The sequence below is a fragment of the Chitinophaga eiseniae genome (genome assembly GCF_012641265.1).
GTDB classification, from domain to species: Bacteria; Bacteroidota; Bacteroidia; order Chitinophagales; family Chitinophagaceae; genus Chitinophaga; species Chitinophaga eiseniae_A.
In genome coordinates, this window is sequence record NZ_JABAHZ010000004.1 from 576,426 (window position 1) to 599,572 (window position 23,147).

Genomic DNA, 23,147 nt, shown 5'->3' on the forward strand with positions numbered 1-23,147 from the left:
AAATTACCAAAGGCCGTATCAATTAGTGGGCAAAATCGCTCATATAATCGCCGGTAATACGTTCCATAGGTGGGTTAAAATAACCGAATTTAACGTCCGGGAATTCTTCATGTATCAGTTCCTGTAACTGCTTTACCCCCAAGCATTCGCCGGTTTCAGTAACGCCCAGCTTACCCAGGTACCAGTCAGGATCAATATTGAAGTTGCGCCATTGGATCATGTTCAACCCCGTTTCCTTAATCAGTTTACGCAGTGCTTCATATTCGTCGGCGCTATCGGTCATACCCGGAAATACAAAGTAGTTGATGGAAGTCCACCCGCCAAATTCACGTACCACCTTCAGGCTCTCTACAATATCATCGAAAGTATAATTATTAGGACGATAGTACGGCGTATAGTATTTTTCCTGGGCAGAGTTCAAACTTACACGGATACTGTTCAAACCTGCTTCACACAAGGCTCTTACGGCATCTGGTTTACTTCCGTTGGTGTTGATATTGATACTGCCTTTAGGCGTATGCTTGCGTATTTCAATGATCGACTCACGAATGGTTTCCCACATCAGTAAAGGCTCTCCTTCACAACCCTGGCCAAAGCTCACGATGGGGTAAGGGGCTGTTTCCAGGTGAGGAACCGTATATTCCACGATTTCTTCGGCAGTAGGTTTAAAGCGTAACCGGTCCTGCGTGGATACAATGCTTTCTTCTTCCGGCTGGAAGGAAATACAACCTACGCAATTGGCGTTACATGCCGGTGAAGAAGGAATCGGGCATTCCCATCTCCCCATAAAATAATTACGGGCAGCAGGACATTCATAAGTCAGCGCACAGTTTTCGGCCAGGTGTTGTACCAGGCGGTTATGCGGATATGCTTCCTGTAAGGTTTTTACCCCTTGCTTTACTTTTTTGGCATCAAATCCTGCGCATTCCTGGCGGATATCGGCTTCAATGCGGGTTGCCGGGACATAAAATTTACCATCGAGCCAACCCACAGCGGTATAGCAAAACAGCGGCAGGGTAGGCGCATCGGGCATGGTTTCGTAGGCAGCCAGGTAAAAGCCGGTATGTGCCGGCGGAATAAAGGCGGCTACAGCCCATCCCTTTTCACAAAGCTGCATGTCGCCGGTTTCGGCATTGATGCCAATACCGCGGCGGCCAGGCAACTCATACAGATTACCTCCTTCCGGTAATTCAATCCATTCATCCGCTTCTACCGGCCATGCATCCCAGCCGCTACGGCCGGTAACATACATGCTGGTATCTTCAAAAATATTTCCTTTACCGTCGGAATATAATATGTAAGGTGTCTGTTTTAACATCGGGTGATTTTATAAATTATTGAACCCTGCTCTGAAAGAAGGTATTTAATGCTGCTCTCTGTTCCTGCCCTGGCTCATCCAGTACTTCCAGTTGCAAAATCTTGTTGTTCTTATAGTCCATTGTCAGCAGGTCGTTCCGCAAAATTACGTTATTCAGTTCGTTCCAGCCAACCAGCCTTTTAGAAAAGAGGGTAGGCAGGGTAATACCGGTATTGTCCATCGTTATATAGGAAGGCTGGAATATTTTGTACTCCATCCAACCTACATAGGCCATACAACAGCCTACTGCAAATAATAAAAGCGCTGTAACCGGGTACAGGTGCGACAGGAAATACAGGCTGCCGGTGAAGCAGATAAAGGCTTCTATCATCCTTGCTACCGTATTGGCTTCTGTAAACTTTTTGAATTTCTTCATCATAAAAGGGAAGCCAATACAGGCTATTCCTATTACGAGGAAGAAGAATACCAGGAACCAGTTGGGCTGCGGACTACGGTACACGCCAATGGCATTAAACAAAAACAGTATGCCGGTAAGGCCATGCATAATCGGTAATAACCGTATTCTGCTGCTGGTATTCGGATGCAGGATGCGCAAGCGGTGCATGAATAGAAATGTAAGATTAAGAATTAGAACTGATCAACAGGTTACAGAGCTTAAACAGTACCCGGGCACCCACATTGGCATCCCACTCATCATGGGAAGCGCTCACTTCATTCAGGTCGAAGCCAATCAGTTTACGCCCGCTTTCCAGCACACGTCTGAAAAGATAATAAACCTGTTCTGCTTCAAAACCACCAGCCACCGGTGTTCCGGTATTGGGGCATAATTTCGGATCCAGTCCATCTATATCAAAGCTGATATACACCTGTTGCGGTAAGGCATCCACAATGCTATCGCAGATGGACTTCCAGGTTTCGCCTTCGAATTGTCTTTCTTTGATCTGTTTATCAAAAAAGGTCACTACCCGACCTTCGCTGTTATTGATATAATCTACTTCTTCTTCGCAATAGTCGCGGATACCTACCTGCACCAGTTTGCTGAGCTGCGGTACTTCGGCCAATGCGTTAAACATAATAGAAGCATGTGAATAGTGGAAGCCTTCATAAGCGTCGCGCAGATCGCAATGCGCATCGATTTGCAGGATACCGAATTCACCCTTGTTTTCGCCGATGGCTTTGAAAAAGCCCAGGGGCGTGCTGTGGTCGCCGCCCACGAGGCCAACCAGTTTACCTTTTTCCAGTAAAGCCTTGGTTTGGTTGTATACCCATTCGTTCATCGCACGGGTACCATTACCCACATCTACCAGCGTTTTCTTCAGGAATTCGTTTTCGGAAATATCTCCCCCTTCAGTCAGGAATTTCAGGTACAACTCCGCTTCCTTACGCAGGTAATCGCTGCGCAGCAAAAGGTGCTTATCTGGTTCACGCATGTAAAAACCCTGTTTCCAGCCATCTTTTATATCCGCATCGTAAAGGTCTACCTGGAAAGAGGCGCGGAAAATATGTTCTGGTCCACGGGCAGTACCGTTATTATACGAAACCGTTACTTCCCAGGGAACTGGTAATAATACCAGGCGCGCTTCTTCTTCAGAAAAAGGTAAGCCGAAAACGTTGTTGGACAGCAGGCCAACTGAATTAGGGTCAAATTGAGATAAATCTGCCATGATAAAATCGTACTTTTCTAAATTCGGCGCAAAGATAGGATTATGTTTACTTCCAGCCTTCCTTCTCCTAAAAAGAATTGCCTTTTATATAAAATTTGCCGTAAGAAGGTCATTTTGACGTAATTTTGCCGATCGATCGGAAACAATTAGAGAAGAGCAAACAGGACGGAAGTGTAATCGTGTGCTGGTAGTGGGTTTTGCCGCTTATGTCAAATAGGGAAGATAATTTTCATATGAAAAAAACAAATATTATTCTGCTGGTGGTAATTGCAATTGCAATTGGAGTGATCGTCACAATGGTGGGAGATTTCAGTACCTATGAAACTTTCGCAACCGCAAGGGAAAAGGAAGGGAAGGAGTTCCATGTTATCGGGAAGCTCGACACCCTCCACGCCATGAGCTATGATCCAACAAAAGATGCTAACTTGTTCAGCTTCTATGTACACGATAAAACCGGGGAATCACATAAAGTAGTATTCTACGGAGCTAAACCTACCGACTTTGAAAAAGCAGAGTCTATCGTGCTCACCGGTAAAATGGAAGGCAACGAATTCCATTGCAGCAAAATACTGATGAAATGTCCTTCCAAGTATAAGGACGACCAGGTTGTCGTAGGCAATAAACAACTGTAATTTAATTGTTTGAGGGTTTTACAGGCGATCAGCTTACTTCCAGAAGTGAGCCGGTATCGCATGAAAGCTTTCAGATGCCGGAATATTCACATCTCAGAGGAATTTTATGAAGTTTGTAGGGGAACATTTACTGCCAGGCCAGATAGGCCACTTCTTTGCCATACTGGCATTTGTAGCATCCATGGTAGCCACCGTGGCTTATTATAATGTGGTTAAATTAAAGGATCCCGCTTTACAGGAGTCCTGGAAAAGACTGGCCCGCTGGTCTTTTATTATACAATCCGCCGCAGTGATTGGTGTTTTTGCCTGTCTGTATCATATTCTGTATAATCACTATTTCGAATATAAATATGCCTGGCGCAATACTTCCCGCGACCTGCCTATTCAATATTTATTATCCAGCCTCTGGTCCGACCAGGAAGGTAGCTTCCTCCTCTGGAGCATCTGGAACAGTATCCTGGGAGTGATCCTGATCCGTACTTCCAAAAAATGGGAGGCCCCGGTAATGACCACCTTTTCCCTGGCACAGCTGATTATGGCCAGCATGCTACTGGGTATTTTCATCCTGGGGTATAAAGTGGGCAGCAACCCGTTCATGCTCCTGCGCCAGGCAGCTGAAAATCAACAGGCGCCCATATTCCAGACACCTAACTATATGGAACATATCCATGATGGTAATGGCCTGAATGTAACCCTCCAGAACTACTGGATGGTGATACACCCGCCAATCCTGTTCCTGGGCTTTGCTTCCATGATCATCCCGTTTGCCTTTGCTTTTGCCGGCATCTGGACCCGCGACTACACCGGCTGGGTAAAACCAGTACAACCCTGGGCACTCTTTGCTGTGGCGCTCCTGGGTACCGGTATTATGATGGGGGCTGCCTGGGCATATGAATCACTGAACTTTGGCGGCTACTGGGGCTGGGACCCGGTAGAAAATGCTTCGCTGGTGCCCTGGCTTACCATGGTAGCGGGTGTGCATACCCTGCTGGCTTATAAATCGACCGGCCACTCGCTGAAATCTAGCGTATTCTTCTTCTTCATCTCCTATATCCTGATCCTCTACTCTTCTTTCCTGACCAAGAGTGGTGTTTTGGGAGATACCTCTGTACACTCCTTTACAGATATGGGAATGACCGCCCAACTGCTGTTTGCCATGCTGGTATTTACCATACCCTCTATTGCATTGCTGGTTATGCGCAGGAAAGAAATTCCAACTGTGCGGAAAGAGGAAAGCAGCTACTCCCGCGAGTTCTGGTTGTTTGTAGGTTCCCTGATCCTGCTGATTGCAGGTATCCAGATTACCTTCACCACTTCTATCCCGGTTTGGAATAAATTACTCAGCGCTACCGGGTTGAAAACATTGTTTAAAATGAATGACATCGCGCCACCATCGGATGTTATTTTCCACTATAATAAGATCCAGGTATGGATTGCCATTGTACTGGGCGTATTGACCGCCATTGTGCAATTCATGAAATACAAAGACACCCCGCGCGGACAATTGACCAAGAAGCTGGCCGTGCCTACTGTTCTGGCATTGCTGCTCACCGGCCTGGTAGCCTGGAAAGGAACCATCACCTACGACAACTATGGCGCAGGGTTCCTGACAGCCATTTACCTGATGCTCTTTGCCAGCATTTACGCGATCACCGGCAATTTCGTGTACATATTTTCCGGGCTGAAAGGCAAACTCAAAAACGCCGGCGCTTCTGTGGCGCATATTGGTTTTGGGATGGTATTGCTGGGCGTGTTAATCTCTTCATCCAGGATGGAAGTAATTTCCCTGGATAAGATGAGAATGCTGAATGATGGTTTCTTTAGAAAGGAAAGCAAGCAGAATCCGCGTGAAAATATCATGCTGCCGAAAGATGTACCGGTTCAGATGGGGGACTATCATGTCACCTATGCCGGCGACTCCATCGCACAAGGCGATCCGAAAACTTATTACATTGTACACTACGAGAAAAAGGATAAACAAACGGGTAATATCCTGGAGAAATTTACCCTTTACCCGGATGCGTTTGTAAACAGGAAGGAAAATGCTATTTCTTCCAATCCTGCGTCCCGCCACTATCTGACCCGCGATATCTTTACTTATGTATCGGCTGCGCCCAATAAGGAAGAAGAAGCAAAAGCGGATACTACCGCATACGTGACGCACGAAATTAAACAAGGCGATTCCATCTTCTTCTCCAAAGGGTTCATGGTGCTCAAGGGATTAAATACCAAACCGGAAAGCCGCAACTATATTCCGCAAAACGGAGACTTAGCAGTGGGAGCAGAACTGGAAGTATATACGCAAACAGACGATCACTTTAAGTTACAGCCTATTTACTTTATCCGCGACAGCAGCTACCAGTACAGTGTGGAAGACACCCTGGCGCCATTGTCGCTGAACGTAAGGTTCTCTAAGATTTTGCCTGCGGAAAATAAGGTTGAGCTGAAAGTAAAAGAATCGACTGGCTTCAACGATTACATTGTAATGAAAGCCATGATATTCCCTTATATCAATGTACTGTGGCTGGGCGTAATCATTACGATTATAGGTACTGCCATGAGTATTTTCCAGAGAATAAGAAGATAACCGGAGATATTTAATAAAAGGAATCCTCCAGCGGCTGGTCCGTTGGAGGATTTTTTCTTTATTAAATGTTCGCGCTGTGTATGGCATATCAGAAATCTTATCTACATTTAATCTTATTAAAAATCCTCGTAATGCCCAGGTGGTTACGTATATCCCTCATCGTTATTGCCACGTTGTCGGTGGTATATCTGTTGGGTCCCAAACCAGCAGATCCGGTATATAGTCGTGCCTTACCGCCCGTTCCGGCGGCCGGCCCGGCGCTCGACAGCTATATAGCCGCGAAAGAATCCCGGCACCTCCTCAAACCTGATAACCAGGCCCGCATCGTGTGGCAGGACTCAGGATTCCACAAAACACCTTATGCGGTAGTATATCTGCACGGCTTTTCGGCCAGCCAGGAGGAAGGAAACCCTGTGCATCGCAATTTTGCGCAAAAATTCGGCTGTAACCTATACTTGTCGCGGCTCGACGGGCATGGCATCGATACCAGCGATCCCTTGCTGCACATGACGGCAGAAGGCTTATGGAAAGATGCAGAGGAGGCATTGAGCATAGGAAAGGCGCTGGGTGATAAAGTTATCCTGGTGGGCACTTCTACCGGTGGCACCCTGGCACTCAAGCTGGCAGCTGCATATCCCAAAGATGTATATGCCGTGATCAATATGTCGCCCAATATAGCGATCAATGACAACCTCGCGTTCCTGGCCAATAATCCCTGGGGACTACAGCTGGCGCGGCTTGTTAACAAGGGCGATTTCAGGCGGGGAAAAGATACCAACCCGGAAGTGGCTAAATACTGGTACAACAGTTATCGCCTGGAAGCAGTGGTACAGCTGGAAAGCCTCCTGGAATCCTCTATGACGAAGGAAACATTTGAAAATATCCATCAACCGGTGCTCAACTTATATTACTATAAAGATGAAGAACACCAGGACCCTACCGTAAAAGTATCCGCTATCCTGCAAATGGAAGAAGCATTGGGTACCCCTGCCTCCCTGAAAGAAGCCATCCCTGTGCCCAATGCCGGCGGGCATGTAATGGGATGCTCCCTGGTGGCACATGATGTGCCTGGAGTAGAAAAGCTTATCAGTGATTTCGCTATAAATAAGCTTAATTTGACACCCATCCAGTGACACTATTTAGTTAGCCGCGAATCTGAAATCTTTTATAACTTGTGATAACATTATATATAGAAGCAACGTTAGGTATCTATGCGGTTCCGTCTTAAACAATTTCTTGTTTCCACTTTCCTGTTAATGGGCCTATCCCTTTGCTATACAAGGACGATGGCACAGGAAGCGCATGGAGCGGACGTAATACCCTTACACGCCATTGTAGTAGGAAAAGACACCATCCCCGTTATCACCCTCGCGATTGTGGATGTGGTAGAAAAAATGCCGAAAGCACTGCGTAAAGAACGGGAACGCTGGAGCCGCCTGCGTAATGCGGTATATGTAACTTATCCCTACGCCCGCTCAGCTGCCCGGGTATTAAAAGACGTAAACAGCCGCCTGGCTACAATGAATAGCAAAAGAGAGCGTAAAGCTTACCTGGCCACTAAGGAAAAAGAACTGAAAGCCGAATTTGGCGATAAGCTGGAAAACTTGTCCGTGTACCAGGGAAAAGTGCTGATGAAACTGATAGACCGGGAAACCGGGCAGAATTGCTACGACATTATCAAGGAACTGAAAGGCGGATTTAATGCCCGCGTATGGCAAACGGTGGCCTTTTTCTTTGGTGGCAACCTCAAAAGCGACTACGATAAACAAGAAGACCACGATATAGAAATCATCGTGCAGGAGCTGGAAATGTACCAGCACTACCGCGCCTACAATTAATTCAGCTATCTTCGTAATATTCGCCTGAATCAGAAAAGGGACTATTATGAAAGCAAGGATCTTACTTATCAGCTTATTGTGTATATCAACGGGGGCCATGGCCCAGTCTGTAGCAGACGATGACCCGGTATATGTACTGGACAGCGTGGTGGTTACCCAAACCGCTATCGGCCAGGTATCCCCGGATCGTATCGGGGTTATTACCATTGCCAAAGGCTCAAAAGCTATCCTGAAATACGGCAGCCAGGCCGCCAATGGCGTAGTATATATTGAAACCAAACCCTTTGCCCGCCAACGCGTCAATGTGTTGTTAAGCAGCCAATCTCCCGCCTACGATAGCCTGTTGCATAAATATGGCAACGACAGCAGTTTTTATTTTATCGTGAACGGCACCCCGGTAACGCCTGTAAATGAAACCGGATTTATGACCCTCGACCGGAAAACATTCCGTTCCCTCCAGGTAATTTCCGAAGCGGTGCTACAGGATAAATACCGCATCATGGATAAGAAGGCCGGTGTGATCATCACCAGCACAGAAGATTAAATATTTTCCCATCTTTGCACCTCAATTTACAGCATATGAAACTGGACATACTGGCTATAGCCGTGCACCCCGATGATGTAGAACTGGGATGTGCCGGCACATTGATGATACATGCACAACAGGGAATGAAAGTAGGCGTGGTAGATCTTACCCGTGGAGAGCTGGGTACCCGCGGTACGCCTGAACTGAGAGAAAAGGAAGCCCAGGACGCCGCAAAGATTATGGGCCTGGAAGTACGGGAAAACCTGGGGCTTGCCGATGGCTTCTTTAGAAATGACACCATGGAACAAATGACCATCATTACGGCCATCCGCAAATACCGCCCCGATATCGTACTGGCCAATGCTGTGGACGATCGTCACCCAGACCATGGAAGGGCCGGCAAACTGATTGCCGACAGCTGTTTCCTGGCCGGATTAAGAAAAGTAATTACTACCATAGATGGACAGGAGCAGGAAGCCTGGCGCCCCGCCCAGGTATTTCATTTCCTGCAGGACCGCTACCATGAGCCTGACTTCGTAGTAGATATTACCCCGGTTATGGAAAGGAAACTGGATGCCATCCGCAGCTTCAGCTCACAGTTCCTGGCGCCGAAAGACCATGAGCCGCAGACCTATATTTCCGGTGCCGGTTTCTTCGACAGCGTTATTTACCGGGCAAAGATGCTGGGTAAAATGGTGGGCGTGGAATATGCCGAAGGCTATACTTCCGCTAAAATGATCGGCGTAAAGAGTTTTGCCGACCTGATTAATAAAACTACCTGATCATAAATACAGGAAACAGCAGGTTCTTTTATTATATTGGTAGTATGAATCCAATGAAGTTACCCATCCTGCTGTGCCTTATTTTCGTCAGCTTTTCCGCGGGCGCTCAAAAGAATGATGAACGCCTTACTGCTATCTTACAGCCCATGTTGCAGTCCTTTCATGGCGTGGCAGGCATTTATGTACACCACCTGGGAAAGGACCGCGCCGTGGCGATTAATGCCGATACGGTGTTTCCTACCGCCAGTATGATCAAAATGACAATCCAGGTTGGCATTTTCAATAAGCTGGCCGCGGGCGAGCTGCAATATCACCAAAACCTCATCTACCGGGACTCTTTATTGTATAAAGGGGAGGACATATTAGGTTCCTTCCGCGACAGCGAACAGATAGCACTGGATAAAGTGGTGATGCTGATGCTAACCATGAGCGATAATACCGCCAGCTTGTGGCTGCAATCGCTGGCTGGTGGGGGAGCGGTGATTAATCAATGGTTGGCCGGGCAAGGCTTTGAGCATTTGCGGGTGAATTCCCGCACCAGGGGGCGGGAGGCGAACCGGGAAGAATATGGCTGGGGACAGACAAGTCCGCGCGAAATGGCCCGGTTGATGGAAATGATCTATAGGGGACAGGTAATTAATAAAACAGCCAGTGAGCGGATGTATCGTAATCTTACCCGCAATTACTGGGATGCCCAGGGGATACTGCAGGTACCCCCAAACGTTCGCACCGCGTCAAAAAATGGCGCGGTGGATGAATCACGTTCGGAAGTGATAATGGTGAATGCGCCTCACGGCGACTATGTATATTGTGTGATTACCAAAAACAACGAGGATCAGGGATGGAACCATGATAATGAGGCATGGCAATTATTGCGGAAGGTGGGATTTGCGATCTGGCAATACTATGAACCGGCCAGCGCGTGGAAACCCGACCCCGCCATGGGGCAGTATTAAGTAACGGTCAATGGGACCCGCTAAACACTAAATGAACAGATCTCGGGTAGCGTCAAATTCATCGTGTTTAATGATACTGTTTTTAATAAACGGAATCAAAGCAAGTCCAATCGTTATAACCACCAGTAAAATGTATTTTTTCTTCATTTCCATGCTATAAATAATTAATAATAAAGTCCTCCTATATAACTAAATAACGTGCCAAAAGGTTACAGAAATAGCATTAAAATGTTAACTCCGTACTATTTTTTTTGTGTATATCGGGCATGTCCCCGCCTTTGCGTGCAGCAGCAGCGGAAAAGCATATATATAGAGAAACTCAATGTCGTATTTCTAAAATCTATTTGATTAATAATGAATGTAATGTGATCTTTGCGGCGTCAAAGAAGAAAAATCATTAGTCTGTAAATCAAAAAGAGAATCGTAATTATGAAAAATGTTATCTTATCCGTAGGGTCAGAGTTTCCCGAATTCAAAAAAACGGCTGTTGTTTCCATCGAAAAAGGTAAAGAGTTTTATGAACTGTCTTCTGAGGAGCTGAAAAACTCTGGTAAATGGATGGTGATGTTTTGGTGGCCTAAAGACTTTACGTTTGTTTGCCCTACCGAAATAGCTGAGTTTAACAAACATGCACAGGATTTTGCGGATCGTGATGCAGTATTGATCGGAGCATCTACTGACAGTGAGTTTGTACATGCTGCCTGGAGAAGAGACCATGAAGACCTCCGTGGTTTACAATTCCCTATGCTGGCAGATACTTCCAAATCTCTCGCCACTGAACTGGGTATCCTGGAAGCCAATGAAAAAGTAGCTTACCGTGCCACTTATATCGTAGATCCACAGGGTATTGTACGTTGGGTTTCCCTGTACGACCTGTCTGTAGGCCGTAGCGTAAAAGAAGTACTGCGTGTACTGGATGCACTGCAAACAGATGAGCTGTGCCCTTGTAACTGGACTAAGGGAGAAGCTACCCTGAGCGTTTAATTAATTCATTACTTATTTTATAGGAGGATATTTTATGCCGGCGTTTACCCGGCGGCATAAAATATCCTCTTTTAGAAAATCTATATATTATGTTTGCAACTACAAATCAGGATACAGCGGTACAATTGCTGGAAACGGTAGGTTTGACGGGGGCGCATCTTTCCGGAAAACTGCAGTCGCTGGCTAATGTGGATGCACGTTACCTGAAGGATCTGAAGATTAATGTGACCAATGCTATTGCGGCAGGGACATTAAGCAAAAAAGAAGCTTACCTGATCGGGTTGGCGGTAGCTGTTAATGAGCGCCACGCCGATTTGCAGACAGCCTTCGAAAAGCTGGCGGTACAGGAAGGCGCTACTGAAAAAGAAACTGCCGAAGTATTGAGTTGTACTTCCCTCATGGCTGCCAATAACGTATATTATCGTTTCAGGCATTTTGTGAATAAGGAATATTATACCGCTACACCTGCAGGCATCCGCATGAGTATTATGGCTAACCCGGTATTGGGGAAAGAGTTTTTTGAGCTGCTCAGCCTGGTGGTGTCTGCCCTCAATGGCTGTGAAATGTGTGTTACCTCCCACGAAGAAGCCGTAGTGAAACATGGCACTGAACAACAACGGGTGTTGGAAGCGGTAAGATTAGGGGCAGTGTTACGGAGTCTTATTGTACTATTGTAAAAAAAATATCAGGCAAAAGGACAGATGAAAATTCGTCCGATAATCTAATGATTATCAATCTTTTGCATTGTGTTCACTTATTAAGTAAAACCGGTGTTAAGGCCGTTTTTTATGCGTATGTGAATAAATTCATTTAATAATATTTGCAAAATCCGTAAAAAATATGGACTTTTGCATTCCTAAATTTTTAGATCATGGCAAGAGTATGTCAGGTGACAGGAAAGAAGCCGATTACGGGTCACCATGTTTCCTTCTCCAACATCAAGACAAACAGAAGGTTTCTTCCTAACCTGCAAAAGAAACGTTTTTTCCTGGCAGAAGAGGACAAATGGATTTCATTAAAAGTATCTGCTGACGGTTTAAGAACCATCAACAAGAGAGGTCTGTATGCGGTTGTGAAGGAATTGCGTGCAGCTGGTCAGGAAATCTAATTCTAAGACTCACTTAATTTGTAATACACAATGGCAAAAAAAGGTAATAGAGTACAGGTAATTCTGGAATGTACAGAGCACAAAGCTTCTGGTCAGCCTGGAACTTCCCGTTATATCTCTAACAAGAATAAGAAAAATACTCCTGAGCGTCTGGAGTTGAAGAAGTACAACCCGATCCTGAGAAAGGTGACTGTACACAAAGAAATTAAATAAGTAATTGTTGATGGTGAATGGCTGTATTTGCATACTGCCAATTAGCCATTAGACCATAAAAACAATAGTATACTATGGCAAAAGTAGCTTCAAAGAACGCGAAAGTAAAAGATGCTAAAGCAGCAGCTGAATCAAAGGTTTGGACCAAGGTTATCAGAGCCGTTCGCTCTCCTAAAACTGGTGCTTATACCTTTAAGGATGCTATCGTGCACAAGGACAAAGTCCTCGAGCACATAAACCAAAAGTAATTCGGCTTTACTAAATAATACTGAAAAGCTGTCCCGTTAAACGGACAGCTTTTTGTGTTAATACCCTTTGGGGAGTTATACCGGGAGAATAATTCATGTAATGAACCATCTGCGGGTAAAATCCGCTTCGCGATTGTTAACACAAAAGACGTATTTTAGCAACTTATTACAACAGGTGCTGCAGTAAGGCAGCCGGATCACTCAAAAAGGGGCACCCATACCCACTAAACTAACTATGAGCTTTTTCAATAAACTATTTTCCAGGGAAAAGAAGGAGAATCTGGATCAGGGATTACAGAAAACCAAAGAGAGCTTCCTGAGTAAGATAGGACGCGCTATTGCAGGGAAGTCGACCGTAGATACCGAAGTATTGGATAACCTGGAAGATGCCCTTATTTCTGCTGATGTAGGAGTGGATACCACTGTAAAAATCATTGATCGGATTGAGGCCCGTGTGGCAAAAGATAAATATCTGGGAACCAGTGAGTTGAACAGGATGCTGCAGGAAGAAATTGCAGCACTCCTGGTAGAAGCGCCGGATAGTGGCTTCCGCGATTTTGACATACCGGCCGGTAAAAAGCCTTATGTGATCATGGTAGTCGGCGTAAATGGTGTTGGTAAAACCACTACCATTGGTAAACTGGCCTATAATTTTAAGAAAGCTGGCAAATCTGTGATGCTGGGAGCGGCGGATACCTTCCGTGCTGCTGCAGTGGATCAGTTAACGATCTGGAGTGAAAGGGCCGGCGTACCTATTGTAAAGCAACAAATGGGGTCCGATCCGGGAGCAGTTGCTTTCGATACAGTGCAAAGCGGGGCCGCTAAAGACGTTGACGTTATTATTATAGATACCGCCGGGCGTTTGCACAACAAACTGCACCTGATGGATGAGCTGGGCAAGATCAAGCGGGTAATGAAAAAGGTTATTCCGGATGCACCACATGAAGTGTTGCTGGTGCTGGACGGCTCTACTGGTCAGAATGCCCTGGAGCAAGCCAAGCAATTTACAGCTACCACAGAAGTAACGGCCCTGGCCATTACCAAACTCGATGGTACTGCCAAGGGTGGGGTGGTGCTGGCAATTGCCAACCAGTTTAAAATACCGGTAAAATACATCGGTATAGGCGAAAAAATGGAAGATTTGCAGGTGTTTAATAAAGAGTCTTTCGTAGATTCGCTGTTTAGCATAAATAGCTGATTACCTGTAAGTTACAACGATTGTTTATCAATTAAAATACATCTTATTTAATATTTCACTTTAAGTAAAACGAAGTTCGGGCTCCAAATGAGGGAGTCCGGACATTTTTATAACTTTCCAGCACGTTCTTTGTTTCTTTAAAATAGTTCTGCATTTATTACATTTGATATTGTTCCCTTTTTGTACCCTTTTTAACCAATTCGTAAGTATGATAGTACAAAACATAGATCGAGTTGAAGGAATTACACCAGCGGATTTCAAGAAGCATTACTACACTCCACGTAAACCTGTTATTATTGCCGGAACGGGACTTAGTCAAAACTGGCCGGCATACTCAAAGTGGACATGGGATTATTTCAAATCGATAGTGGGAGACAAGACAGTAGGAGTTTACAACAATGAACGGGCAAATGAGAATACCCTGGTAAACGGGGCGGATGACTACATCACCTTTGGTGAGTATCTGAGTATGGTGGAGAAAGGGCCGGTTGCCCTCCGCATTTTTCTGTTTAATATCTTCCAGCATGCACCTCAACTGGTGGAAGATTTTACCTGGCCGGATGAGCTGGCATCAGGATTCCTGAAAAAATACCCCATGTTATTCGTGGGAGGAGCAGGTTCAATAGCGCATATGCATTATGATATTGACCTGTCACATATCTTTCATACCCAGTTTATAGGCCGTAAACGGGTATTATTATTAGAAAACAATCAATCTCCCTTTATTTACCGCATGCCATTTACCGTGGAAAGCGCTGCCAGTTTTGTAAACTGGAATGAACACCTGGATACAGAACAGTTTCCTGCTTTAAAGCATGCGCGGGGCTATACCAGTATATTAAATCATGGCGATACAATGTTTATGCCTGCTGGCTACTGGCATCATATGGAATACCTGGATGGCGGTTTTGCCATGAGTTTGCGCGCCCTGGATCCCAGCCTGCTGGGTAAGCTCAACGGGTTATACCATATCGTGGGCTTACGGGGTATGAATAACCTGATGATTAAGATGGCGCCTAAATGGTGGTATCATAAAAAGAGAGAAATGGCCCGGCAGCGTGCCGAAAAAGCCTTGCAGGAGTTACATTGACAAATATGTTCGGGAATGGCTAAGTTGCTAATTAACAGATAGTTAGTATAAATTTCTAATTATCAATTCTTTTTGCTACCTTTGCACCTTCCTTATTCAACCCCCACTAAGACTCAAGTCACATACAGTAAGTCTGCTGTTAAATTCAATCAGTGTCTGTGTGTCTTCGTGGCGGTAGCGGCTCAATGAATGCTTGACCGCTTGTTAAAAACATTCGCGCTTGAAGACAAAAACTTTAAAGAAAGACAAGGTTAATATTATTACGCTTGGTTGTTCCAAGAACATGGTGGATTCAGAGGTACTCAGCGGACAGTTGGCGGCTAATGATATCGACGTGGTGCATGAGAGTGCCAAACGCGACCACAATATTGTGGTAGTGAACACCTGCGGATTTATTGACAAGGCCAAGGAAGAATCGATTAACACCATCCTGGAACAGGTAGAACTGAAGCAGCGTGGTAAACTGGATAAAGTATACGTTACCGGATGTTTGAGTGAGCGTTACCGGGGCGACCTGGAATCAGAGATTGCAGGGGTGGATGCCTGGTTTGGCACCATGGAACTGCCATTGATCCTCAAAAAATTTGACGCAGATTATAAAGCAGAGCTGGTAGGAGAAAGACTTTTAAGTACTCCTTCTCACTATGCTTACCTGAAAATAGCCGAAGGTTGTAACCGTACCTGTTCTTTTTGTGCGATCCCGCTGATGCGTGGTAGCCATGTATCCAAACCGATTGAGGAGCTGGTAAAGGAAGCCGAAAAGCTGGTAAAATCAGGTGTAAAAGAAATCATGCTGATTGCACAGGAGCTGACCTATTATGGTCTGGATCTGTATAAGCAACGTCGCCTGGGAGACCTGATGCGGGCGTTGGCAGGAGTAAAAGGGCTGGAGTGGATTCGACTCCACTATGCATATCCCACCAAATTTCCTATGGAGATACTGGATGTGATGAACGAGTTCCCCAATATCTGCAAGTACATTGATATGCCGCTGCAACATGCTTCCAATGCCATGTTGAAAGCCATGAAACGTCAGATTACCCGTGAAGAAATTGAAGAGTTGGTACATAATATCCGGGCCAAAGTACCGGGTATCTGTTTACGTACTACCCTGATAGCCGGCTTCCCCGGTGAAACGGAGGATGACGTGGAAGAACTGAAAGGCTTCCTGGAAAGAATGCGCTTCGACCGGGTGGGTGTATTTACTTACAGCCACGAAGAAGGTACCAGCGCTTATGAACTGGAGGATAATATCCCGGCAGAAGAAAAGGAGAGAAGAGCGCAGGAAATCATGGAAGTACAGCAGGAAATCTCTCTCGAGAAAAACCAGGAGAAAGTAGGGAAAACATTCAGGGTAATTGTAGATAAGAAAGAAGCGGGTAGATACCTGGCTCGTACAGAATTCGACTCCGTGGAAGTAGACAATGAAGTGATCATTGACACCACTAAACGCCTGAAATCAGGCGATTTCGTGGAAGTCAGGATTACCAAGGCATTCGACTACGACCTGGAAGGCGAGCTGCTGAGCTAACGGGTAGGAATCCGGCGGCGATTCGTTCCGGCCACATTATTTTTATAAACGAGGCAACACGATTCAAGCACAAGCCGTAAATACCGGCGGCTGCACAGCTAATAGTAAACACCTGATAGCTGAAATAATATTTCTAACGGCTGATAGCAAATAGCTAAAAGCCATATCCACAGCTCCCGACGGAGCTTGATTAATGCAAATCAATGACAACATTTGAATCACTGGGCTTACAAGAGTCCATCTTAAGGGGAATTACAGACCTGGGTTTTGTTTCCCCAACCCCCATCCAGGAACAGGCAATACCCGTATTGTTAGGAGGTGACCGCGATTTCGTAGGTCTTGCCCAGACGGGCACTGGTAAAACGGCAGCTTTTGGTCTGCCTTTGCTGCAACAGCTGGATCTGAAGATTAATAAACCACAGGGACTGATCTTATGTCCTACCCGTGAACTTTGTCTCCAGATCACCAATGATCTGAAAAACTTTAGCAAATACCTCGGCGAAGTAAGCATCGTAGCGGTATATGGCGGTTCCAGTATCGTGCAACAGCTGCGCGAACTGAAAAGAGGCGTACACATTGTAGTGGCAACTCCGGGCCGTTTGCTGGATATCATCGACCGTGGCGCCATCAACTTTGAAAATGTGCGTTACGCTGTACTGGATGAAGCGGATGAAATGCTGAACATGGGCTTCCAGGAAGATATCAACAACATTTTATCCAACACACCGGAAGGTAAAACTACCTGGCTGTTTTCGGCTACTATGCCGCAGGAAGTTCGCCGGATCGCCAAGAAATACATGGAAGATCCATTTGAACTGACTGTAGGTAGCAAAAACAGCGGTAACGTTAATATAGAACACGAATACTATGTAGTGCGTCCGCGCGATAAATATGCGGCACTCAAACGTATCGTGGATTTCAACCCTGAGATTTTTGGTATCATCTTTACCCGTACGAAGATTGAATCCCAGGAAATCGCTGAATCGCTGATTAAAGATGGTTACAACGCCGATGCCCTCCACGGTGACCTGACCCAGCAACAGCGCGATAAGGTAATGAAGCGTTTCCGTGAAAGAGCCTTACAGGTACTGGTGGCTACCGACGTGGCAGCCCGTGGTATCGACGTAGATAACGTAACGCACGTAATCAACTACGACTTACCGGATGACGTAGAAAACTACACCCACAGAAGTGGTCGTACCGGTAGAGCGGGTAAATCCGGTATCTCTATCGCTATCATCAGCGCTCGCGATACTGGCAAAATTCGCCAGATTGAACGCGTGATCCAGAAGAAATTTGTGAAAGCGGAAGTTCCGGATGGTTTTGCAGTATGTGAAAAACAACTGTTTGGCCTGGTACATAAAGTACATAACGTAGTTGTAAACGATGAGCAGATCGAGCCATACATGGAGCGTATCAACGAAGAGTTTGCAACCATGAGTAAGGAAGATCTGATCAAGCGTTTCGCTTCCCTGGAATTCAACCAGTTCCTGGATTACTACCAGGATGCACCGGATCTGAATGCGAAAGATGATCGCCGTGTGGGTGATGACAAGGGACCACGCAGAAGCGACGGTAAATTTACCCGCTTGTTCATCAACCTGGGTTCAGTAGATGATTTCAACCGTGGCGATATGCTCCGTTACCTGTGTGATAACACTGGTTTACGTGGCAACAAGATTGGCCGTATCGACCTGAAGGGCGTATATTCTTTCTTTGAGGTAGAGAACGACGAACTGGCGAAGGTAACAGAAGCTTTCAAGAAAGTGGAATACAATGGCCGTAGCGTGAGGATTGAAATGTCGCAGGATGGCGACAGACGCCCTCGTAGCGGTGGTGATCGTGGTCCACGCAGCTTCGATGGCAACCGCAAGAGAAGCTGGAGTTCCGAAGGCGGTCGCCCGGGCGGTAGCCGCGGTGATAAGCGCGAATCATTCGGCAGCGGTAACAAACCTCCGTACAAAAAGAAATACTAATTCCGTTACCGGAATAGCGATAAAAAGAAAAGGTGTCCAATCGGGCACCTTTTCTTTTTTATATCTAGTTGGGTTGTATCTGTCATTTTCCCAAAAATTAAACTATCTTGTTAATAAAGACACCCAATTCACACGTTATTATGACCGGAGATACTAATCGCACTATACAGTATGTAGAGCCCTTTACCTTGTTTTCTTCCACTGATATTACGTTGTTTCAGTCGGGATCACATTACCGGCTATACGAAAAATTCGGTGCCCACCCGATGGAGGTGGAAGGTGCCAACGGTACCTATTTTGCCGTATGGGCGCCGGATGCTGCTTTTGTGGCCATTATGGGTGATTTTAACGGGTGGGATCATTACAGTCATACCTTGTTGCCCCGCTGGGACAATTCGGGCATCTGGGAAGGATTTGTTCCCGGTGTGAAATCGGGGTCGTTGTATAAATATTTTATCCGGTCTAACAGTGGTGAGGAGCTGATTAAAGGAGATCCTTACGCCAATTACTGGGAGGTGCGCCCCAAAACGGCTTCTGTTGTGCATCCGCTGGACTACGAGTGGGATGATAAGAAGTGGATGACCCAACGGCAGCGGCGTAACTCGCTGGATAGCCCGTTTGCCGTATACGAAGTGCACCTGGCTTCCTGGCGCCGCCCGGATCCGGCAGATCCGGAACAGGTATACTCTTACCAGGAGATTGCCGACATGCTGGTACCTTATGTAAAAGAGATGGGCTTTACCCATGTGGAGCTGATGCCGGTGATGGAGCATCCTTTCGATGGTTCCTGGGGTTACCAGCTGACGGGTTATTTTGCGCCTACCTCACGCTATGGTACGCCACAGGATTTCATGGAAATGATAGAAGCATTCCACCTGGCGGATATAGGGGTGATACTGGATTGGGTACCCTCGCATTTCCCGTATGATGCGCATGGGCTTTTCCGCTTCGACGGATCGCATGTGTACGAATATGCGGATATGCGTAAGGGTTATCATCCTGATTGGAACAGCTATATTTTCAACTACGCCCGTAACGAGGTGCGTTCGTTTTTACTGAGCAATGCTGTTTTCTGGCTGGATCGTTTTCATGCCGACGGGTTACGGGTGGACGCCATTGCCTCTATGATCCACCTGGATTATTCCCGGGAACGAGGGGCCTGGGTTCCCAATGAGCTGGGAGGAAATGAGAACCTGGAAGCGATCAGCTTTTTGAAGAAGCTGAATGAAACCATTTATGCATTGTTTCCCGATGTACAGACTATCGCGGAAGATTCCACTTCGCATTATGGGGTATCGAGACCCACGTTTATGGGCGGTTTGGGATTTGGTATGAAGTGGATGATGGGCTGGATGAATGATACGCTGGATTATTTCAAGAAGGATCCTATTCACCGTAAATGGTACCAAAATGATTTCACCTTCAGCATTGTATATGCATTTGGAGAAAATTTTATGTTGCCGCTGAGCCACGATGAAGTCGTGCATGGAAAATCTCCTATGATTTATAAGATGCCCGGGGATGACTGGCAGAAATTTGCGAATCTGCGTTTATTATATAGTTATATGTACACGCATCCAGGCACCAAGTTATTATTTATGGGAGATGAATTCGGGCAAACGTCTGAATGGAATTTCCGTGGGGAGCTGGACTGGCACCTGATGCGACATGCCACACACAAAGGATTACAGGCATTTGTAAAAGATTTGAACCAGCTATATACGCAGTCTACCGCCTTGTATGAACAACAATTTGACGCTGCAGGGTTTGAGTGGATAGTAGTCAACGACTATGACAATTGTATACTGGGTTATGTAAGAAAAGGGAAAGAACCGGGAGATGTGTTACTCGTAGTACTGAATATGACGCCGGTAGTGCGGGAAAATTACCTGGTAGGATTGCCGGTAGCAGGTGAGTGGGTAGAAGTACTGAATAGTGATATGTCTGTATATTATGGCAGTGGTGTGGTGAACACCGGTATATTAAAGACGGTGAAGCAAACATATAACGGCAGGGATTATACGCTTTCCTTGCGCCTGCCTCCGCTGGGAGCTACCATATTGAAGTGGCAGCCGACAGTTCCCGGGAAATAAAAAATAATGATTTTTATATGTTGATGTTAGGCAGGCTTTAGCAAAGCCTGCCTATTTTTTATAAATAACCTGTTGATAAGCTATCTTTTATAAAAAGATCAGGCCCATTTTGAATATCTTCTCTCGATAAATTTTAACACTGCTTTAAACCTTTTTATCTTTCATCGATCTATATTCAAGCTGTTCCGGAATAGCAATAACGATGGGGAAATGAGCGTTTTATCATTACGTCAACTTTCAGCCAGATCGATCGAGCCATACTTTTTATTTAGTTATTTTAAAACCATTAATTTATGAAAAACTTTCTCCGTAAGCCGGGGCTAGGTTTAGTGATGGTAGCAGTGGCTGCCGTTTCACTGATGGAGGCCTGTAACAAGGATAATTCGGCCTCTACAAAGCCAATTGCCGCCAATCAGCAAAAAGTTAGTCTTTACCTTTCAGATGATCCTGGATTTTTTGATAAAGTGTTCCTGGATATCCGTAAAGTGGAAGTGCTGGTAGATACGTGTGGAAAGACAGATGATGAAGGTTGGGATGATAAAGATCGCTGCTGGTGGGATGAAGATCATGACCATGACCGGGGTAGCAAGCCTGACAGCTGCCAGGTATGGGATTCCTTAGACATTCATCCAGGGGTATATGACCTGTTAACCCTGCGTAATGGCGCCGATACACTGCTGGCCGGTGGCGCTGTTCACAAAGGTACTATGGAACGCATTCGTATTACCGTGGGCGACAACAATTCGCTGGTAAAGAATGGCGTTACCTATCCGTTGAAATCCGTTTCTGGTCAGTCTAAAATTATCGTAAGGGTACGTCACAACGAATGGGATGCGTTGACCACCGACAATCTGCAGTTATGGCTGGATTTCGATGTACAACGTTCTATCATCAGAGTATGGGATGGCAAGTTTATTCTCCGTCCGTTTATCAATGTATTCACCATTATAAAAATGGGTAGTATTTCCGGTAAAGTAACTCCTTGGGATGCATATCCGGTGATTTCTATCTACAACAGCAATAAAGATACATTGTATGCACTGCCATGGAGAGATGGTGGTTTCAAAGTACGCGGTTTGAAAGTAGGCAGCTGGAATGTGTTTGTAAATGCTTCCAATGGTTACAAAGACACTACTGTTACCAATGTGTCTGTAGAACGCGGAAAAGATACCCGGATAGGAGATATCAAACTGCATAAATAATAAACTGTTTATTACCAGTTATTCTGAAGTTGACATTTACACGATTAGCGCTGGCCGTTGGCCGGCGCTAATTTTTTATGCGGAAAGGAGGACATCATTGACGACGCTATCTTTTTATATACATAAAATATATAAATTGTGCTAAAAGTAGTTAAGATGAAACAGACATTCTTTTTATATCTGCTGTTGCAGCTGACGTTTGCAGCGGGCATAGCACAGGTAAAATCCAACCAGCGGGATGCCCAGCACCGCAAGCAGGGTTATTGGGTAGAGGTTGTGGGAGAGGTAAGAGGGGAGCCTGGATATACCTGGGAGGGGGCATACAAAAATGATCGTAAAGAAGGGGTTTGGAAAAAGACCTCCGCCATTGGTAATCTGCTAGCGGAGGAAACGTTTAAGAACAATGTGCTGGATGGCTATTGCAAGTATTACTATTCCAATGGAAAGCTCAGTGAAGAAGGCGCTTATATGGCCACGGAAATCGACGGGCAGCGGGACACGATTATGATTATAGACCCGGTGACGAATGTAGAAACACCCACGGAAATTGTGCGTAAAGGAAATTCTGTGCGTAACGGCGTCTGGAAACTGTATGATGAAGAAACCGGTAAGATGGTAAAGGAGTATTACAAACGAGGGGATACCGTTACTGCGGAGGATTTAGGGGATAGCACTACCGTAGAACCTGCGCCGGTAAAGAAAGCCACGTTGCAGTTGCCGCATGAACATAATACCAGGCAGAAAAAGAAGGGTTAAAAAATGAACAGGCTAAAAGGCTAAAATGAACAAAAAGATTTGTCCATTTTAGCTTTTTTTATGTAATTTCATTAAGAGGATTGAATTTTAGGACCCCATCAGTTAATCTTTTTTGTGTAAATCCTTTTAACTTGTTTGTATGAAAAGCCTGACAATCAACCACGTGGAAAACTCTCCTGAATTACATGGAATTGACTACAGCGGCACTTCCCGGATGGAAATGCTGTTCAGAGGTATTTTTATTTTCCTGGTATTCTGTGCATTGGTATCGATATTTTTCCTGTCTATATTTTATTAAGCATAGATAATTTATTATCAGTAGGCACTACCTGCCAGAAAAAAGCGCAAGGATTCTTTGTAATCCTTGCGCTTTCTGTTTTAGCACGGAATTTATCCTACTGCTAAATTGATTTTTTCCTTTGAAACGCTTGTCCGTTATGCCTTT

23 protein-coding genes are annotated in these 23,147 nt (G+C 45.5%); 20 read left to right on the top strand and 3 right to left on the bottom strand.

Annotated features, from left to right (window positions below; all coding sequences use genetic code 11):
* Window positions 1-22: 22 nt before the first annotated feature.
* Genes HGH91_RS19315 through HGH91_RS19325 form a run of 3 tightly spaced genes read right to left on the bottom strand, consistent with a single transcriptional unit; the run spans window position 23 to window position 2,982 of the window.
* The gene (locus HGH91_RS19315; protein WP_168740428.1) at window positions 23-1,318 is read right to left on the bottom strand and encodes a radical SAM protein; all 1,296 of its coding nucleotides are present in this window, start codon (window positions 1,316-1,318) and stop codon (window positions 23-25) included.
* A 16-nt stretch (window positions 1,319-1,334) separates the two neighbouring features.
* Complete coding sequence (locus HGH91_RS19320) at window positions 1,335-1,922, bottom strand: hypothetical protein (RefSeq protein WP_168740429.1); 588 nt, start codon at window positions 1,920-1,922, stop codon at window positions 1,335-1,337.
* Between the two features lie 16 nt (window positions 1,923-1,938).
* Window positions 1,939-2,982, bottom strand: coding sequence for an agmatinase family protein (locus HGH91_RS19325; RefSeq protein WP_168740430.1), 1,044 nt, complete (start codon window positions 2,980-2,982; stop codon window positions 1,939-1,941).
* A gap of 233 nt (window positions 2,983-3,215) precedes the next feature.
* On the opposite strand from HGH91_RS19325, the gene HGH91_RS19330 reads away from it, so the two are divergent.
* The 20 genes from HGH91_RS19330 (at window position 3,216) to HGH91_RS19425 (ending at window position 23,000) form a co-directional block, all read left to right on the top strand.
* Window positions 3,216-3,614, top strand: a complete 399-nt coding sequence (locus HGH91_RS19330; RefSeq protein WP_168740431.1) for a cytochrome c maturation protein CcmE — start codon at window positions 3,216-3,218, stop codon at window positions 3,612-3,614.
* Window positions 3,615-3,720: 106 nt separating this feature from the next.
* Window positions 3,721-6,201 (top strand): cytochrome c biogenesis protein CcsA, encoded by a 2,481-nt coding sequence (gene ccsA / locus HGH91_RS19335; RefSeq protein ID WP_168740432.1) that lies wholly within the window; start codon window positions 3,721-3,723, stop codon window positions 6,199-6,201.
* A 131-nt stretch (window positions 6,202-6,332) separates the two neighbouring features.
* Window positions 6,333-7,334, top strand: coding sequence for an alpha/beta hydrolase (locus HGH91_RS19340; protein ID WP_168740433.1), 1,002 nt, complete (start codon window positions 6,333-6,335; stop codon window positions 7,332-7,334).
* Window positions 7,335-7,487: 153 nt separating this feature from the next.
* Window positions 7,488-8,039, top strand: a complete 552-nt coding sequence (locus tag HGH91_RS19345; RefSeq protein ID WP_247651783.1) for a DUF4294 domain-containing protein — start codon at window positions 7,488-7,490, stop codon at window positions 8,037-8,039.
* A gap of 46 nt (window positions 8,040-8,085) precedes the next feature.
* On the top strand, window positions 8,086-8,583 hold the full coding sequence (locus HGH91_RS19350) for a hypothetical protein (RefSeq protein WP_168740434.1): 498 nt from the start codon (window positions 8,086-8,088) through the stop codon (window positions 8,581-8,583).
* 35 nt (window positions 8,584-8,618) lie between these two features.
* Entirely contained in the window at window positions 8,619-9,347 is a 729-nt protein-coding gene (gene bshB1, locus HGH91_RS19355) for a bacillithiol biosynthesis deacetylase BshB1 (protein WP_168740435.1), read from the top strand.
* 44 nt (window positions 9,348-9,391) lie between these two features.
* The gene (locus HGH91_RS19360) at window positions 9,392-10,303 is read left to right on the top strand and encodes a serine hydrolase (RefSeq protein ID WP_211092359.1); all 912 of its coding nucleotides are present in this window, start codon (window positions 9,392-9,394) and stop codon (window positions 10,301-10,303) included.
* A gap of 441 nt (window positions 10,304-10,744) precedes the next feature.
* On the top strand, window positions 10,745-11,287 hold the full coding sequence (locus HGH91_RS19365; RefSeq protein ID WP_394349218.1) for a peroxiredoxin: 543 nt from the start codon (window positions 10,745-10,747) through the stop codon (window positions 11,285-11,287).
* A gap of 89 nt (window positions 11,288-11,376) precedes the next feature.
* Window positions 11,377-11,964 carry a carboxymuconolactone decarboxylase family protein gene (locus HGH91_RS19370; RefSeq protein ID WP_168740436.1) on the top strand — a complete coding sequence of 196 codons (588 nt, stop codon included), beginning with the start codon at window positions 11,377-11,379 and terminating at the stop codon, window positions 11,962-11,964.
* A gap of 194 nt (window positions 11,965-12,158) precedes the next feature.
* A complete protein-coding gene (rpmB, locus tag HGH91_RS19375; RefSeq protein WP_089759466.1) occupies window positions 12,159-12,395 on the top strand; it encodes a 50S ribosomal protein L28 in 237 nt (78 codons plus the stop codon).
* 30 nt (window positions 12,396-12,425) lie between these two features.
* Window positions 12,426-12,608 carry a 50S ribosomal protein L33 gene (rpmG, locus tag HGH91_RS19380; RefSeq protein WP_079468086.1) on the top strand — a complete coding sequence of 61 codons (183 nt, stop codon included), beginning with the start codon at window positions 12,426-12,428 and terminating at the stop codon, window positions 12,606-12,608.
* Between the two features lie 74 nt (window positions 12,609-12,682).
* Window positions 12,683-12,856: a DUF4295 family protein gene (locus HGH91_RS19385; protein ID WP_145669504.1), complete on the top strand. Its 174-nt coding sequence runs from the start codon at window positions 12,683-12,685 to the stop codon at window positions 12,854-12,856.
* Window positions 12,857-13,091: 235 nt separating this feature from the next.
* The gene (ftsY, locus tag HGH91_RS19390; RefSeq protein ID WP_168740437.1) at window positions 13,092-14,054 is read left to right on the top strand and encodes a signal recognition particle-docking protein FtsY; all 963 of its coding nucleotides are present in this window, start codon (window positions 13,092-13,094) and stop codon (window positions 14,052-14,054) included.
* 208 nt (window positions 14,055-14,262) lie between these two features.
* Window positions 14,263-15,144, top strand: a complete 882-nt coding sequence (locus HGH91_RS19395; RefSeq protein ID WP_168740438.1) for a cupin-like domain-containing protein — start codon at window positions 14,263-14,265, stop codon at window positions 15,142-15,144.
* A gap of 220 nt (window positions 15,145-15,364) precedes the next feature.
* Window positions 15,365-16,675 carry a 30S ribosomal protein S12 methylthiotransferase RimO gene (gene rimO / locus HGH91_RS19400; RefSeq protein ID WP_168740439.1) on the top strand — a complete coding sequence of 437 codons (1,311 nt, stop codon included), beginning with the start codon at window positions 15,365-15,367 and terminating at the stop codon, window positions 16,673-16,675.
* Window positions 16,676-16,878: 203 nt separating this feature from the next.
* Window positions 16,879-18,651 carry a DEAD/DEAH box helicase gene (locus tag HGH91_RS19405; RefSeq protein WP_168740440.1) on the top strand — a complete coding sequence of 591 codons (1,773 nt, stop codon included), beginning with the start codon at window positions 16,879-16,881 and terminating at the stop codon, window positions 18,649-18,651.
* Between the two features lie 140 nt (window positions 18,652-18,791).
* Window positions 18,792-20,744: a 1,4-alpha-glucan branching protein GlgB gene (glgB, locus tag HGH91_RS19410; protein WP_168740441.1), complete on the top strand. Its 1,953-nt coding sequence runs from the start codon at window positions 18,792-18,794 to the stop codon at window positions 20,742-20,744.
* A 293-nt stretch (window positions 20,745-21,037) separates the two neighbouring features.
* Complete coding sequence (locus tag HGH91_RS19415) at window positions 21,038-21,946, top strand: DUF4382 domain-containing protein (protein WP_168740442.1); 909 nt, start codon at window positions 21,038-21,040, stop codon at window positions 21,944-21,946.
* A 156-nt stretch (window positions 21,947-22,102) separates the two neighbouring features.
* On the top strand, window positions 22,103-22,702 hold the full coding sequence (locus tag HGH91_RS19420) for a toxin-antitoxin system YwqK family antitoxin (protein ID WP_168740443.1): 600 nt from the start codon (window positions 22,103-22,105) through the stop codon (window positions 22,700-22,702).
* A gap of 139 nt (window positions 22,703-22,841) precedes the next feature.
* Complete coding sequence (locus tag HGH91_RS19425) at window positions 22,842-23,000, top strand: hypothetical protein (protein WP_168740444.1); 159 nt, start codon at window positions 22,842-22,844, stop codon at window positions 22,998-23,000.
* Window positions 23,001-23,147: the final 147 nt, after the last annotated feature.

Bases quoted from the DNA above. Each gene is read 5' to 3' on its own strand.
- HGH91_RS19315 (WP_168740428.1), bottom strand. From the start codon at position 1,318: ATGTTAAAACAGACACCTTACATATTATATTCCGACGGTAAAGGAAAT.
- HGH91_RS19320 (WP_168740429.1), bottom strand. From the start codon at position 1,922: ATGCACCGCTTGCGCATCCTGCATCCGAATACCAGCAGCAGAATACGG.
- HGH91_RS19325 (WP_168740430.1), bottom strand. From the start codon at position 2,982: ATGGCAGATTTATCTCAATTTGACCCTAATTCAGTTGGCCTGCTGTCC.
- HGH91_RS19330 (WP_168740431.1), top strand. From the start codon at position 3,216: ATGAAAAAAACAAATATTATTCTGCTGGTGGTAATTGCAATTGCAATT.
- ccsA (WP_168740432.1), top strand. From the start codon at position 3,721: ATGAAGTTTGTAGGGGAACATTTACTGCCAGGCCAGATAGGCCACTTC.
- HGH91_RS19340 (WP_168740433.1), top strand. From the start codon at position 6,333: ATGCCCAGGTGGTTACGTATATCCCTCATCGTTATTGCCACGTTGTCG.
- HGH91_RS19345 (WP_247651783.1), top strand. From the start codon at position 7,488: ATGGCACAGGAAGCGCATGGAGCGGACGTAATACCCTTACACGCCATT.
- HGH91_RS19350 (WP_168740434.1), top strand. From the start codon at position 8,086: ATGAAAGCAAGGATCTTACTTATCAGCTTATTGTGTATATCAACGGGG.
- bshB1 (WP_168740435.1), top strand. From the start codon at position 8,619: ATGAAACTGGACATACTGGCTATAGCCGTGCACCCCGATGATGTAGAA.
- HGH91_RS19360 (WP_211092359.1), top strand. From the start codon at position 9,392: ATGAATCCAATGAAGTTACCCATCCTGCTGTGCCTTATTTTCGTCAGC.
- HGH91_RS19370 (WP_168740436.1), top strand. From the start codon at position 11,377: ATGTTTGCAACTACAAATCAGGATACAGCGGTACAATTGCTGGAAACG.
- rpmB (WP_089759466.1), top strand. From the start codon at position 12,159: ATGGCAAGAGTATGTCAGGTGACAGGAAAGAAGCCGATTACGGGTCAC.
- rpmG (WP_079468086.1), top strand. From the start codon at position 12,426: ATGGCAAAAAAAGGTAATAGAGTACAGGTAATTCTGGAATGTACAGAG.
- HGH91_RS19385 (WP_145669504.1), top strand. From the start codon at position 12,683: ATGGCAAAAGTAGCTTCAAAGAACGCGAAAGTAAAAGATGCTAAAGCA.
- ftsY (WP_168740437.1), top strand. From the start codon at position 13,092: ATGAGCTTTTTCAATAAACTATTTTCCAGGGAAAAGAAGGAGAATCTG.
- HGH91_RS19395 (WP_168740438.1), top strand. From the start codon at position 14,263: ATGATAGTACAAAACATAGATCGAGTTGAAGGAATTACACCAGCGGAT.
- HGH91_RS19405 (WP_168740440.1), top strand. From the start codon at position 16,879: ATGACAACATTTGAATCACTGGGCTTACAAGAGTCCATCTTAAGGGGA.
- glgB (WP_168740441.1), top strand. From the start codon at position 18,792: ATGACCGGAGATACTAATCGCACTATACAGTATGTAGAGCCCTTTACC.
- HGH91_RS19415 (WP_168740442.1), top strand. From the start codon at position 21,038: ATGAAAAACTTTCTCCGTAAGCCGGGGCTAGGTTTAGTGATGGTAGCA.
- HGH91_RS19420 (WP_168740443.1), top strand. From the start codon at position 22,103: ATGAAACAGACATTCTTTTTATATCTGCTGTTGCAGCTGACGTTTGCA.
- HGH91_RS19425 (WP_168740444.1), top strand. From the start codon at position 22,842: ATGAAAAGCCTGACAATCAACCACGTGGAAAACTCTCCTGAATTACAT.